At 72.0% G+C, this 11,774-nt stretch carries 15 protein-coding genes; 10 read left to right on the forward strand and 5 right to left on the reverse strand.

Translation table 11 applies throughout. The features are described 5' to 3' along the window. Position 1 precedes the first annotated feature (1 nt). Positions 2–376: a hypothetical protein gene (locus tag P9K36_RS22275; protein ID WP_274926739.1), complete on the reverse strand. Its 375-nt coding sequence runs from the start codon at positions 374–376 to the stop codon at positions 2–4. A 227-nt stretch (positions 377–603) separates the two neighbouring features. On the opposite strand from P9K36_RS22275, the gene P9K36_RS22280 reads away from it, so the two are divergent. The 9 genes from P9K36_RS22280 to P9K36_RS22320 all read left to right on the forward strand — a co-directional run bounded on the left by P9K36_RS22280 (position 604) and on the right by P9K36_RS22320 (position 9,323). Then, positions 604–1,239: a LemA family protein gene (locus tag P9K36_RS22280; RefSeq protein ID WP_043352562.1), complete on the forward strand. Its 636-nt coding sequence runs from the start codon at positions 604–606 to the stop codon at positions 1,237–1,239. A 46-nt stretch (positions 1,240–1,285) separates the two neighbouring features. After that, positions 1,286–2,068 carry a TPM domain-containing protein gene (locus tag P9K36_RS22285; protein ID WP_251982339.1) on the forward strand — a complete coding sequence of 261 codons (783 nt, stop codon included), beginning with the start codon at positions 1,286–1,288 and terminating at the stop codon, positions 2,066–2,068. Further along, a complete protein-coding gene (locus P9K36_RS22290) occupies positions 2,058–2,690 on the forward strand; it encodes a TPM domain-containing protein (RefSeq protein ID WP_278306011.1) in 633 nt (210 codons plus the stop codon). The genes P9K36_RS22285 and P9K36_RS22290 overlap by 11 nt, the downstream gene beginning before the upstream one ends. Before the next feature lie 289 nt (positions 2,691–2,979). After that, the gene (locus P9K36_RS22295; protein ID WP_278306012.1) at positions 2,980–4,290 is read left to right on the forward strand and encodes a glycosyltransferase; all 1,311 of its coding nucleotides are present in this window, start codon (positions 2,980–2,982) and stop codon (positions 4,288–4,290) included. Then, positions 4,287–4,526: a ferredoxin gene (locus P9K36_RS22300; RefSeq protein ID WP_043385300.1), complete on the forward strand. Its 240-nt coding sequence runs from the start codon at positions 4,287–4,289 to the stop codon at positions 4,524–4,526. Before P9K36_RS22295 ends, P9K36_RS22300 begins: the two co-directional genes overlap by 4 nt. After that, complete coding sequence (locus P9K36_RS22305; RefSeq protein ID WP_278306013.1) at positions 4,523–5,848, forward strand: FAD-dependent oxidoreductase; 1,326 nt, start codon at positions 4,523–4,525, stop codon at positions 5,846–5,848. The genes P9K36_RS22300 and P9K36_RS22305 overlap by 4 nt, the downstream gene beginning before the upstream one ends. Beyond that, positions 5,841–7,082 (forward strand): cytochrome P450, encoded by a 1,242-nt coding sequence (locus P9K36_RS22310; RefSeq protein WP_278306014.1) that lies wholly within the window; start codon positions 5,841–5,843, stop codon positions 7,080–7,082. Before P9K36_RS22305 ends, P9K36_RS22310 begins: the two co-directional genes overlap by 8 nt. Before the next feature lie 293 nt (positions 7,083–7,375). Then, positions 7,376–8,551: a zinc-dependent alcohol dehydrogenase gene (locus P9K36_RS22315; protein ID WP_182593183.1), complete on the forward strand. Its 1,176-nt coding sequence runs from the start codon at positions 7,376–7,378 to the stop codon at positions 8,549–8,551. 115 nt (positions 8,552–8,666) lie between these two features. Next, the gene (locus tag P9K36_RS22320; protein ID WP_278306015.1) at positions 8,667–9,323 is read left to right on the forward strand and encodes an SOS response-associated peptidase; all 657 of its coding nucleotides are present in this window, start codon (positions 8,667–8,669) and stop codon (positions 9,321–9,323) included. Positions 9,324–9,329: 6 nt separating this feature from the next. On the opposite strand, the gene P9K36_RS22325 is transcribed toward P9K36_RS22320, so the two are convergent. From P9K36_RS22325 to P9K36_RS22335, 3 genes are all read right to left on the reverse strand, one after another. Beyond that, the gene (locus tag P9K36_RS22325) at positions 9,330–10,091 is read right to left on the reverse strand and encodes a transglycosylase SLT domain-containing protein (protein WP_043759151.1); all 762 of its coding nucleotides are present in this window, start codon (positions 10,089–10,091) and stop codon (positions 9,330–9,332) included. An 82-nt stretch (positions 10,092–10,173) separates the two neighbouring features. Beyond that, entirely contained in the window at positions 10,174–10,434 is a 261-nt protein-coding gene (locus tag P9K36_RS22330) for a hypothetical protein (protein ID WP_043357761.1), read from the reverse strand. 60 nt (positions 10,435–10,494) lie between these two features. Continuing rightward, a complete protein-coding gene (locus P9K36_RS22335; RefSeq protein WP_278306016.1) occupies positions 10,495–10,791 on the reverse strand; it encodes a hypothetical protein in 297 nt (98 codons plus the stop codon). A 136-nt stretch (positions 10,792–10,927) separates the two neighbouring features. Between P9K36_RS22335 and P9K36_RS22340 the strand changes: the two genes are divergently transcribed. After that, the gene (locus P9K36_RS22340) at positions 10,928–11,140 is read left to right on the forward strand and encodes a hypothetical protein (RefSeq protein WP_043357763.1); all 213 of its coding nucleotides are present in this window, start codon (positions 10,928–10,930) and stop codon (positions 11,138–11,140) included. On the opposite strand, the gene P9K36_RS22345 is transcribed toward P9K36_RS22340, so the two are convergent. Beyond that, the gene (locus P9K36_RS22345) at positions 11,134–11,760 is read right to left on the reverse strand and encodes an MSMEG_1061 family FMN-dependent PPOX-type flavoprotein (RefSeq protein WP_278306017.1); all 627 of its coding nucleotides are present in this window, start codon (positions 11,758–11,760) and stop codon (positions 11,134–11,136) included. The two genes, P9K36_RS22340 and P9K36_RS22345, sit on opposite strands and share 7 nt — an antisense overlap. Positions 11,761–11,774: the final 14 nt, after the last annotated feature.

Consider the following 11,774-nt stretch of genomic DNA (forward strand, 5'->3'; position numbering starts at 1 on the left):
GTCAGTCGCGGGATCCGACCGGCTGGCCGTAGGTGCCGAGACCGGCCTTGGCCCCCTCCCGGTTGACGAGACCGAGCCGCAGCACCGCCTGTTCCAGGTAGTCGATCGCATCGACGAGATGGGCGCGCGCCTCGGCGATGCTCTCCTCGCCCTCCTCGACCGGCGTCTCGGCAAGCTTCACCGCGGCGATCAGGACCCGGTCGCGTTCGTCCTCGATCCGCGGGTCGCGGGCGAGGTGGCCGCGGACCCGGGCGTCGAACGCCTCGATGATCGACCAGGGCAGCGCGTCCTTGCCGGAGGGCGGCCGGTACGCCAGGGCGTGGCGCCGCGCGGCGGCGCTGGCGGCCCGGACGTGATCGGCGAGTGCTGCATCCATTCCCGGTCTCCGCGGCGCCGCGCCGATGGGTCCACCCGATGATCGACCCAATGATCGACCCGAGGGTCCGAACGTGCGCCGACCCGGTCCGTTGCCGACGCCCTTACCGGGCAACACCACAATCCTACAAGGCCGAGGACGCGGGGACCTTACCTTGGCGGTTCCGGCGCTTATCTCTCGTGTTCGTGATCAAGCGGCCGAGTCTCGGCCGGCAGATGGGGGACGATATGGGAACGACGCTGACGGCCGGTGCGGGGCGCCGGACATCGCCTGCGGCGCGCCTTTTCGGCGTGCTCTCGGTGATCCTGGTGGCCGCGGGCCTCTCCGGCTGCGGGGCCGTCAACCGGGTGCCGACGCTGCAGGAGCAGGCCAAATCCGCCTGGAGCGAGGTGCAGAACCAGTACCAGCGCCGGGCCGACCTGATCCCCAACCTCGTCGAGACCGTGAAGGGCTACGCCCAGCAGGAGAAGGACGTGCTGATCGGGGTCACCGAGGCCCGCGCCAAGGCCTCCAGCGTGAAGGTCGACGCCTCCACGGTCAGCGATCCTCAGAAGTTCAAGGAGTATCAGGACGCCCAGAACCAGCTCTCTGGGGCGCTCGGCCGCCTGCTGGTGACGGTGGAGAAGTATCCCGACCTCAAGTCGAACCAGAACTTCCTCGCCCTGCAATCCCAGCTCGAGGGCACGGAGAACCGCATCGCGGTGGCGCGGCGCGACTACATCACCGCCGTCCAGGCCTACAACACCGAGGTGCGCACGATCCCGGGCCGCTGGATCGCGGCGATCCTGTATCCCGACGCCAAGCCGATGGAGACCTTCACGGCGACGCCGAACGCCGACCGGCCGCCGAACGTGAAGTTCTAGGGTGCGGCACCGGGGGCGGACCATGGGGCGGACCATGGGTCGGACCATGCCCGTCCGGGCGCGCCTCGCCCTGTCGCTCGCCGTCCTGGCAGCCTGCCTGACGGTCTCCGCGATCGGGGCGTGGGCGGCCGAGCTGACCTTCCCGGCGCTGACCGGCCGCGTGGTCGACGCGGCCGGCATCCTCACCCCGGAGCAGCGCGGCACGCTCGACGCCAAGCTGAAGGCGCACGAGGACAAGACCTCGGACCAAGTGGTCGTTGCAACGGTTCCGAACCTGCAGGGCACGACCGTCGAGGATTACGCCAACCGCCTGTTCCGGGACTGGAAGCTCGGGCAGGCCAAGACCAACAACGGCGTCCTGCTGCTCGTGGCGCCGAGCGAGCGGAAGGTCCGGATCGAGGTCGGCTACGGCCTGGAGGGGGCGCTGACCGACGCCCTGTCCAAGGTCATCATCGCCAGCGCCATCACCCCGCGCTTCAAGACCGGCGATTATTTCGGCGGCCTCAATGCCGGCGTCGACGGCATCCTGTCGATCCTGTCGGGCGACGCGCAGGAATGGCAACGCAAGCCGCAGGTGCGGGCCGACGAGGTCGATCCCGCCCAGGTCGCGGTCTTCATCGCCCTGTTCCTGATCGTGCTCTTCGTCGCTTGGCGCATGAGCCGGAGCGGAAGGATGGGGCGGGGCGGCGGCCTCGTCATCCTGCCGGGCCCCGGCTCGGGCGGATGGGGCGGCGGCTTCTCGGACAGCGGATCGTCGGGGGGCTTCGACGGTGGTTTTTCCGGCGGCGGCGGCTCGTCGGGCGGCGGAGGAGCCTCCGGTGACTGGTAGACGCGCGGATGTTCTGACGCTGGAGGCGCGGGCGCGACTCGCCCGCGCGGTGGCCCGGGCGGAAGCCGGGACATCCGGCGAGATCGTCGTGATGGTCAGCCGGCGCGCCGGCGCCTATCGCTCCGTGATCCTGCTCGCGACCCTGGCGGCGGCGCTGCTCCTGCCCTGGCCGCTGATCGCCCTGACGGCCTGGAGCGCCGCGTCGATCCTGCTGGCGCAGGCGGCCCTCGTGGCCGCGATCCTCGTCGCAAGCCAGAACGAGCGGCTGCGCATGGCCCTCGTGCCGCGCCAGCTGCGCCGGGCCCGCGCCCGGGAGGCCGCCCGCCGGGCCTTCTGGTCCCGGGGCCTGAGCCTGACGCGCCGCCGCACCGGCGTACTGCTCTACCTGTCGCTCGCCGAGCGGCACGCGGAGATCGTCACCGATCTCGGCGTCCTCCGGGAGATCCCGCCCACCGCCTGGGACGGGATCCTCGCCGAGCTGGTCCCGGCCCTCGGTCGCGGCGCCGTCGAGGATGGCCTGACGGCGGCGGTCGAGCGTGTCGGCGCCTGCCTGGCGGAACATCTCCCCGCGGAGCCGGGCGACCCGGACGAGTTGCCGAACCGGGTGGTCGTGGTCGACTGACGGCTTTCCGGTCCGCCGAGGACGGCCGCCACGGCCGGTGCGCCCCTGCCATGGACAGGCCGCGCGCGCCTCGTGGCATCCGACATTCGGATCTTGCGCGGTTGTTCGGCCGGGTGCGATGGTGCGGTGCCGCACGAAGCACCCTCCGGTTGTGTAACTGCGCAGGCCCGGCTGCGATTCCCCCTGTGAGTCCGGCGCGTCGGGGGCCACGGGGCCGCTGCGCATGAAGGCGCCGGCACCCTGATCCGAAGCGCCGCCGGCTCGACCGGCTGCGCTCGAAGAGGCCGTGATGAAGATCCTGATCGCCGCGACGCCGCTCACCGGCCACGTGAACCCGCTCCTCGCCATCGGGCGGACGGCTGCCGCCCGGGGGGACGACATCCTCGTTCTCACCGACCCGGCCTTCCGGCCGAAGGTGGAGGCGGCGGGTCTGCGGTTCACGCCCTACGCAGACCATCATGCGGCCGCGTACCGCGAGACCGAACTGCCCGCCGGCCCGGAGCGCTACCGCCGGGAATTCGAGCGCCGCTTCGTGGATCCCATGCCGGTCCAGGCCGCCGCCCTGCGGGCGCTGATCGCCGCCGAGGCCCCCGACGTGATCCTGGCCGGCAGCATGTTCCTCGGGGTGCTGCCGCTGCTCCTCGATACCGCGCCGCGGCCGCCCATCGTGACCGTCAACGTCAGCTTCCTGTTCCTCGACCGGCCCGACCACGCGCCCGTGGGCCTCGGCCTGCCCCCGGCCCGCGACCGGGACGATTTGGTCCGCTATGCCACCCTCAAGGCCGGCATGGACGCGGCCTTCGTCAACCCGGTGCGGGCCTATACCGACGCGACGCTCGCGCGGCTCGGCCTGCCGCCGCTGCCGGCCTCGCTGCCGCATTCCATCGTGATCCTGCCGGACCTGTTCCTGCAGCCGACCGTGCCGGGCTTCGAGTACGATTACGGCACCCTGCCCTCCGGCCTCCGCTTCATCGGCCTGCTCCAGCCGCCGACGCCGCCCGCGCCGCTTCCGGACTGGTGGCCCGAGCTGGAACAGGCGAACGCGGCGGGCCGGCCCGTCGTGCTGGTCACCCAGGGGACGCTGGCCAACGCCGATTTCGGCGAGCTGGTCGAGCCGACCCTCTCGGCCCTGGCCGACCGGGACGATCTGCTGGTCCTGGCCACCACCGGCGGCCGTCCCGTGGACGCGCTGACGGGTCCGGTCCCGGCCAACGCCCGGGTGTCGTGCTTCCTGCCGTTCCGGGACTTGCTGCCGCGGGTGAGCGTGCTCGTCACCAACGGCGGCTATGGGAGCGTCTCGCAGGCCCTCGCCGCCGGCGTGCCGATCGTGTCGGCCGGCCTGACCGAGGACAAGGCCGAGGTGAACGCGCGCATCGGCTGGTCCGGCGTCGGGATCAACCTCGGGACCAACGCACCGAGCCCGGAGGCCATCGGCGCCGCGGTGGGGCGCGTGCTCGACGAGCCCGGCTTCCGGACGCGCGCCGGGGCGCTGCGGGACGCCTTCGCGGCCCGGGACGCCATGGCCTCCATCCTGACGGCGGTGGACGACCTCGCACGGTCAGGTGCCGGCGGCGCAGGCCGTCTCGCGAGGTCGGCATGAAGCCGGCCGCCGGCGCCGGGGCGCTCCGGGTCGTCGTCGACCTCAACCGCTGCCAGGGCTACGCCCAGTGCTGCTACGCCGCACCGGAGGCCTTCGCCATCCGCGGCCATGAGATTCTGTTCTACGATCCTGCGCCGCCGGCCGACCGGCGCGGCGCCGTCGAGCGGGCCGTCGAGGCCTGCCCGGTCCGCGCCATCAGCCTCCAGGCCGGCCCCGATGACGGAGACGCCCCGTGACCCCCGAACCCGCCGGCATCGTCGTGGTCGGGGCATCCCTCGCCGGTCTGCGCGGCGCCGAGGCGCTGCGGCGGGGCGGCCATGACGGCCCGCTCACCCTGGTCGGCGCCGAGCCGCACCGCCCCTACGACCGCCCGCCCCTGTCGAAGCACGTGCTCGCCGGGGAACTCGCCGCCGACGCCACCCGGCTGCCGGAACTGACCGACCTCCACGCCCGCTGGCGCCTCGGAAGCCCGGCCATTTCCCTCGATCGGGCGGCCCGCACCCTTCGGCTCGCCGACGGGTCGGTCCTGGCCTACGAGGCCCTCCTCATCGCCACCGGCGCCGAGGCCCGGCCCTGGCCGGCCGAGACCGGCGGCGGGCTCGCCGGTCTCTTCACCCTGCGTGGGCGCGACGATGCCGCGGCTCTCCGGGAGGCCCTGGTTTCGCGCCCGCGCCAAGTGCTCATCGTGGGCGGCGGCTTGATCGGCTGCGAGGCGGCGTCGTGCCTGCGCGATCTCGGCATGCCCGTGACCCTCGTGGATCCGAATCCGGCGCCCCTGGCTCGAGGCCTGGGAAGCTTCGTCGGCGGGGTGATCGCGTCGTGCCTGCGCGACGCCGGCGCGGCGTTCCGGCCCAACACGATGGTGCACGCCTTCGAGGGCGATGCGGCGGGGCATGTGGCACGGGCCCGACTGGCCGACGGCAGCACGATCGAGACCAACCTCGTCATCGCGGCCCTGGGGGCGACCCGGGCGACAGGCTGGCTGCGGGGCGCGGGCCTGAAGGCGGATGCCGGCGGGGTGACCTGCGACGCGGCCTGCCGGGTCCTCGACGCCGACGGGGCGCCCTGCCCGGACATCTACGCCGCTGGCGACGTCGCCCGGTGGCCGATCCCGCTCTACGGCGATCGCCTGATCGCGGTGGAGCACTGGGGCAACGCCGTCGAGCAGGCGGCCCACGCCGCGCGCAACATGCTGGCCGGCCCCGGCGACCAGCGCCCCTACGCGCACCTGCCGGCCTTCTGGTCGAGCCAGTTCGGGATCAACATCAAGGTGATCGGGCTTCCCGAGGGCGCCGATTCCGTCGCGGTGGTGCAGGGGTCTCGGTCCTCCCGGCGCTTTCTCGCCGTGTACGGCCGGGCCGGGCGCAGCATCGCGGCCGTCTCGTTCGATCAGGCCCGCTGGCTGCCCGCCTACGCGGAGGCGATCACGGCCGGCGCCGCCTTCCCGCCGATCATCGACGCCACCGACCAGCCGCGCGTTCAGACCGCCGCCCCGGGCTTCCCGTCTCCGCGCCAAGCCGCCCCGGCGCGCCCATCCACCGAGACCGTCGATGTCTGACGACGCATTGTTCGCCGCCGTGATGGATCCGGCAAACCGAGCCGATCCGTACCCGCTCTATGCCCGGTTGCGGCAGCGGCCGGTCTCCCGCCAACGCGACGGCAGCTACGTCGTCTCCACGCACGCGGCGATCCGCGGATTGCTGTTCGATCCGCGGCTCAGTTCCGAGGATCTGCCGCCGCCCCGGCGTCCGCGCACCGGCAACCCGCTCAAGGACCTGATCCTCAATCCGATCAAGAACCGCATCAGCGCCACGCACCGACCGTTCATCTTCCGCGACCCGCCGGACCATGACCGGCTGCGCAGCCTCGTCATGCGGGAATTCTCGATCGCGCGCGTGCAGGCCCTGCGGCCAAGGATCGCCCGCGAGGTGGACGCCCTGATCGATACATGTCGGGGACGCCGGGAGGTCTGCCTCGTCAGCGATCTCTCCTATCCCCTGCCGGTGACGGTGATCTGCGAATTGCTCGGCGTTCCGCGCGAGGACGAGCCGCGGTTCCAGGCCTGGGCGACGCAGCTCGCCACCGCGGTGGAGCCGGACGCGCGCCACGACGACGCGACCCGCCGCAAGATCGTCGGGGCCTTCGACGAGATCGCCGCCTATATGCGCGACCTCATCCGCGAGAAACGGCGGCGCCCGACCGACGACATGCTGAGCGGTCTGGCCGCGCCCGGTCCGGACGGCCGCAAGCAGCTGAGCGATTTCGATCTCCTGTCGACGGCGGTCCTTCTGCTGGTGGCAGGCCACGAAACCACCGTGAACCTCATCACCAACGCCATGCTGACCCTGCTCCGGCATCCCCAGCAGCTGGAGCGGCTCCGCGCCGATCCCGAACGTGCCCCCCGCCTGATCGAGGAGGTTCTGCGCTACGAACCGCCGGTGCATTTCCGGACCCGCAAGGCCCTCGGCGCGATCACGGTGGCCGGCGAGACGATCCCGAAGGGCGCGCCCGTCATCCTGCTCTTCGCCGCCGCGAACCGCGATCCGGCCCGGTTCGACGCCCCCGACCGCTTCGATCCGGACCGGTCCGATATCGAGCATTTCGGCTTCGGCGGCGGCCTGCATTATTGCGTCGGCGCGCCTCTGGCGCGGATCGAGGCCGAGATCGCCCTGGTGGCGCTGAGCCGCCGCCTGATCGCCCCGCGTCTGCCGCAGGATCCGCCCCCCTATCGCCCGGGCGCGTCCCTGCGCGGTCCGGAGCAGCTCCCCATCGGCATCGACGGGATCGCCTGAGGCAGGCAGACCTGGCACCGTCCCGGACCGTAAAAGGGCGGTGAACACCGCTGTTTCACGTGAAACATTTGTAAACCTCTCGTCCTGAGCCGGTCCAGCAGCCCCGCCCAGCCTGAGATCGACGGCCCTGAACCTGTCATGGCCACAACGCTGCGGCTGGCGGCCCGAGGGTTCGGCTGTCGGCGAGGCGATTCCCAAACGCGATCCCGGGGAACTTGGCCGTACCGCCGACGGCTTTACCCGGAAGGCGGCCGAGCCGGCCGCATTCCCGAAAGTCTCCGGAGATCCTCGCGATGAAGGCACTGTGCTGGCACGGCCGCAACGATATCCGCTGCGACACGGTCCCGGACCCGGTCATCGAGGATTCCCGCGACGTGATCATCAAGGTCACGAGCTGCGCGATCTGCGGCTCGGACCTGCACCTGATGGACGGCCAGATGCCGACCATGAAGAGCGGCGACGTCCTCGGCCACGAATTCATGGGCGAGGTCGTGGAGGTCGGGACCGGCTTCACCAAGTTCAAAAAGGGCGATCGGATCGTCGTGCCCTTCAACATCAACTGCGGCGCATGCCGCCAGTGCAAGCTCGGCAATTACTCGGTCTGCGAGCGCTCAAACCGCAACGCCGAGATGGCGGCCGCGCAGTTCGGCTACACGACGGCCGGCCTGTTCGGATACTCGCACCTGACCGGCGGCTATGCCGGTGGCCAGGCCGAGTATGTCCGTGTGCCGATGGCCGACGTCGCGCCCATGAAGGTGCCGGAGGGCATGGACGACGAATCCGTCCTGTTCCTCACCGACATCCTGCCCACCGGCTGGCAGGGCGCGGAGCATTGCGAGATCCAGGGCGGCGAGACGATCGCGGTCTGGGGCGCCGGCCCGGTCGGCATCTTCGCGATCCAGTCGGCGAAGATCATGGGGGCCGAGCGGATCATCGCCATCGAGACCGTGCCCGAGCGCATCGCCCTCGCCCGGAAGGCCGGCGCCACCGACATCATCGACTTCATGAACGAGGACGTGTTCGAGCGAATCAAGGAGATCACCAAGGGCCAGGGTGCCGACGGCGTGATCGACTGCGTCGGCATGGAGGCGAGTGCCGGCCATGGCGGCCTCACCGGCGTGCTCTCCGCCGTCCAGGAGAAGCTGACCGCCACCGAGCGGCCCTACGCGCTCGCCGAAGCCATCAAGGCGGTCCGGCCCTGTGGGATCGTCTCGGTGCCCGGCGTCTATGGCGGACCGATCCCGGTCAATATGGGCTCAATCGTCCAGAAGGGCCTGACCCTCAAGAGCGGCCAGACCCATGTGAAGCGCTATCTCGAGCCGCTGACCAAGCTGATCCAAGAGGGCAAGATCGACATGACCTCCCTGATCACCCACCGTTCGCACGACCTCGCGGACGGGCCGGACCTCTACAAGGCCTTCCGCGACAAGAAGGACGGCTGCGTGAAGGTGGTGTTCCACCTGAACTGAGGCGGCGCGCTCCGGCCGCCGATCGGCTGGGGCGTATCCAAGTAGGCCCGGCTGGGCGCGGCATCCCGGAAGCGTGTAGAGCCGGCGCCGTGCCCAACAACCGTCCGGGACGCCCATGTGCAACCTCTACAGCCTGCGGACCGGCCCCGCGGATCTGCGCCGGGCCTTCGCGATCGCGGAGGACCGCACCGGAAACCTTCCGCCGTTGCCGGCTATCTTTCCCGACCAGCTGGCGCCGGTGGTCCTGAACGGCACCGCCGGACGGGACCTCGCGATGATGCGCTGGGGCATGCCGGGGCCGAAGGCGTTCGGCGAGCATCCGATCACCAACGTGCGCAACGTCGCGAGCCCGCACTGGCGACCCTGGCTCGGGGTCGCCCATCGCTGCCTCGTGCCGGTCACCGCCTTCAGCGAGTACGCCGACACCAAGCCGCGCAAGACGCCGGTCTGGTTCGCCCTCGACGAGGATCGGCCGCTCTTCGCCTTCGCGGGGATCTGGCGGCCCTGGACGGGCGTGCGGGGGACGAAGCGCGAGAACCCGGACCGGGTCGCCGCGGAGCACCGGCTGTTCGCCTTCCTGACCACGGAGGCGAACGGCGTCGTCGGGCCGGTCCATCCCAAGGCGATGCCGGTGCTGCTCACGCAACCGGAGGAATGGGCGACCTGGCTCAAGGCGCCCACCGCGGAGGCGCTCCGGCTCCAGCGCCCGTTGCCGGATGCCGCCATGCGCGAGGTCGCCCGGGGGGCGCGGTCGGACGGGGCCGAGGACTGATCCGCCCTACCCGCCCGCCGGCTCGCCGGAGGGATGGCCTGTGGGGGCGGCCGTCACGCCGCGGGCCCGCCAGCGCGCCAGCACGGCGGCGTTGAGCCGGGCGATCCGTGCGCGGTGCGCCTCCCAGAACGAGAGCGGCGGCGTCGGCTCGGCGACCGCGCGCGTCCGGTGGACGGGGCGCCCCTGCTTGTCGGCGAGGCGGAACGGGACGGCCGGGCGGGCGCTTGCCCGGACGAGGCGCGCTTCGGGATCGGCCAGGATCGCCTGGGCGCGGGCGCAGTAGAGCTGCGACAGGGGCGAGATCACCTCCGACCCGTGTCCCGCCCGGTACTTCATCAGGGCGCGGCAGAGGTCGCCGTCGGCCCGGCGCCAGGCTTCGGCGAGATAGCGTACGCCGTAGCGAACGTTGATCTCCGGGGCCGCCAGCTCGGCGACGGTGCCCCGGAAGCCGAGCATCGCCGCGGTGGTGGGCCGGACCTGCATCAGACCGACCTCGCCGACGCTGCCGACCACGGTGGGATCGTAGCCGCTCTCGATCCGCGCGACGGCGTCGGCGACCGCGAGCGGCAGGCCGGTGCCGGCGGCCTCGCGGGCGATGAGCGGCAGGAAGCGGGCTCGCGCATCGGCGACGGCCGGCGCCGGCGCGGCAACCGGGGGAACCGGCGGCAGGGACGCCATGCCGAGCGCATGCACCGCCAGAAAGGTCGCGGGCCGGGCCTGCGCGGGAGCCGCGCAGGTCAGCAGCAGGAGAAGCAACGGAGCGCGCATCGGCCGCCACGGAGAGGGTCCGGGACCTGTCTATCCCGGCCGCCTCAACGAAGCCTTTCGCCGCCCCGGCGACGGGCCGAAGCTACTGCACCGGCCCGCGCTCGCGCGCCTGCAGCAGCCGCAGGGCCTCGCCCAGGACCGTGTGAAGGTCGGCCACGCCCTGGGGGCTGAGCGGCAGGCCGACCCGCTGCCCGTGGATCGTGCTGAGGACCAGCATGGCGAGATCCTCGCCGATCAGCAGGTTGGATCCCGGCAGGCAGAGCGGCAGGACGAAATCACCCTCGACCTCACCGAGGACATCGACCGCATCCGCGGGCCGAAAGGGCGGCTTCCGATCGGTCATCGCTCCCCTCCTCGCTATCCGCGCGGCGCCGATGGGCCGCCCGGAGACTCATACCGTGCCTCAACCCGGATCCCGGTCGGGCATCCGCAGAGACCGCACCGTGAGCGTGTCGATCTCCAGCGCGCCGATCTCCAGGGAGCCGACCCGGGCCCGCCCCACCGAAAGGCGTCCGATCACGAAGGCGCCCACCGCGACGACGCCGAGCGCCGCGGCCCCGAGGGCCAGCGCACCCAGCGCTGACGCCCCGACCGTCCCGGCGCCGATGGCACCCGCGCCCAGAAGCGCCGTGTCGCGGGCGTCGGCCGACGCCGTCCCGACCGTCCCGATCTCGGCCTCCGGAACCCTCGAATGCGGCATGCGGGATCCTCTCCGGCCGGTCCACTCCGACGACAGCTATACGCGACATTAACCGCGTTTTCACGCCGCGCGCTGACGATGGTCCTCGGTCCCCGCACCCCGGACAGTCCGTCCGCAGCCAGAGAGGACGTCGCCCGTGCAGCATCTGCTCCCGGCCTTCGCGATCTTCGCATCCGGCTGCCTGCTGATCCATGTCGGCCGTGCCTATGCCCGGGCAACCACGATGCTGCTCTCGGGCACCGCCCTGATGCTGAGCGTGACCCTCGGCACGGTGGTCTGCCAGCGGATCGGCCAGCCGGTGCGCTCCGTCGCATCCGACGCACGAGCGCTCGGCCAATCCGGTCAGTAGAGCCGCGTCCGGTAGGCGTCGGCGATGGTGGCCTCGGCCTCCGCCACGTCGGCGGCCGCGGTCTGATCGGACAGGATGCGTCCCAGGCTCGGGAAGGTGTCGCGCGCGACATGGCGCGCCGGATCCCAGAGCCCGGAGCGGATCATCGCCTTGCCGCAATGGAAGAACGCCTCGCGCACCTGCACGACGAGCCCCGCGGCCGGCACCTTGCCCTGGGCGCGCATGGGCTCGAGCAGCGCGGCGTCCTGCGTCAGCGCGGCGGTCCCGTTCACCCGGAAGGTCTCGTCGATCCCCGGCACGAGGAAGATCAGTCCGACGCCCGGGCTCTCGAGCAGATTGAGGAACGTGTCGATGCGGTTGTTGCCGCGCCGGTCCGGGATCACCAGGGTCCGGGAATCCGCCACGGCGACGAAGCCCGGCGCATCGCCCCGGGGACTGGCGTCGACCTGGCCGGCCTTGTCCGCGCTCGCCACCACCAGGAACGGCGCCAGCGCGATGAAGCGGCGGCCGTAATCGTCGATGTGGTCCAGCACCTTGCGGGCGGCGAGCGGTCCGACGGGCCCGAACTGCCCGCGCAGCGCGGCGGCATCGCGAATCGGCGTATCGGCTTGCGCGTCCATGCGAACCTCTCAGG

This window comes from Methylobacterium sp. 391_Methyba4, from assembly GCF_029691625.1.
GTDB lineage: Bacteria > Pseudomonadota > Alphaproteobacteria > Rhizobiales > Beijerinckiaceae > Methylobacterium > Methylobacterium fujisawaense.

What these genes read in the sequence shown, in the direction of transcription:
- P9K36_RS22275 (WP_274926739.1), bottom strand. Translation starts at nt 376, where the DNA reads ATGGATGCAGCACTCGCCGATCACGTCCGGGCCGCCAGCGCCGCCGCG.
- P9K36_RS22280 (WP_043352562.1), top strand. Translation starts at nt 604, where the DNA reads ATGGGAACGACGCTGACGGCCGGTGCGGGGCGCCGGACATCGCCTGCG.
- P9K36_RS22285 (WP_251982339.1), top strand. Translation starts at nt 1,286, where the DNA reads ATGCCCGTCCGGGCGCGCCTCGCCCTGTCGCTCGCCGTCCTGGCAGCC.
- P9K36_RS22295 (WP_278306012.1), top strand. Translation starts at nt 2,980, where the DNA reads ATGAAGATCCTGATCGCCGCGACGCCGCTCACCGGCCACGTGAACCCG.
- P9K36_RS22300 (WP_043385300.1), top strand. Translation starts at nt 4,287, where the DNA reads ATGAAGCCGGCCGCCGGCGCCGGGGCGCTCCGGGTCGTCGTCGACCTC.
- P9K36_RS22310 (WP_278306014.1), top strand. Translation starts at nt 5,841, where the DNA reads ATGTCTGACGACGCATTGTTCGCCGCCGTGATGGATCCGGCAAACCGA.
- P9K36_RS22315 (WP_182593183.1), top strand. Translation starts at nt 7,376, where the DNA reads ATGAAGGCACTGTGCTGGCACGGCCGCAACGATATCCGCTGCGACACG.
- P9K36_RS22320 (WP_278306015.1), top strand. Translation starts at nt 8,667, where the DNA reads ATGTGCAACCTCTACAGCCTGCGGACCGGCCCCGCGGATCTGCGCCGG.
- P9K36_RS22325 (WP_043759151.1), bottom strand. Translation starts at nt 10,091, where the DNA reads ATGCGCGCTCCGTTGCTTCTCCTGCTGCTGACCTGCGCGGCTCCCGCG.
- P9K36_RS22330 (WP_043357761.1), bottom strand. Translation starts at nt 10,434, where the DNA reads ATGACCGATCGGAAGCCGCCCTTTCGGCCCGCGGATGCGGTCGATGTC.
- P9K36_RS22335 (WP_278306016.1), bottom strand. Translation starts at nt 10,791, where the DNA reads ATGCCGCATTCGAGGGTTCCGGAGGCCGAGATCGGGACGGTCGGGACG.
- P9K36_RS22345 (WP_278306017.1), bottom strand. Translation starts at nt 11,760, where the DNA reads ATGGACGCGCAAGCCGATACGCCGATTCGCGATGCCGCCGCGCTGCGC.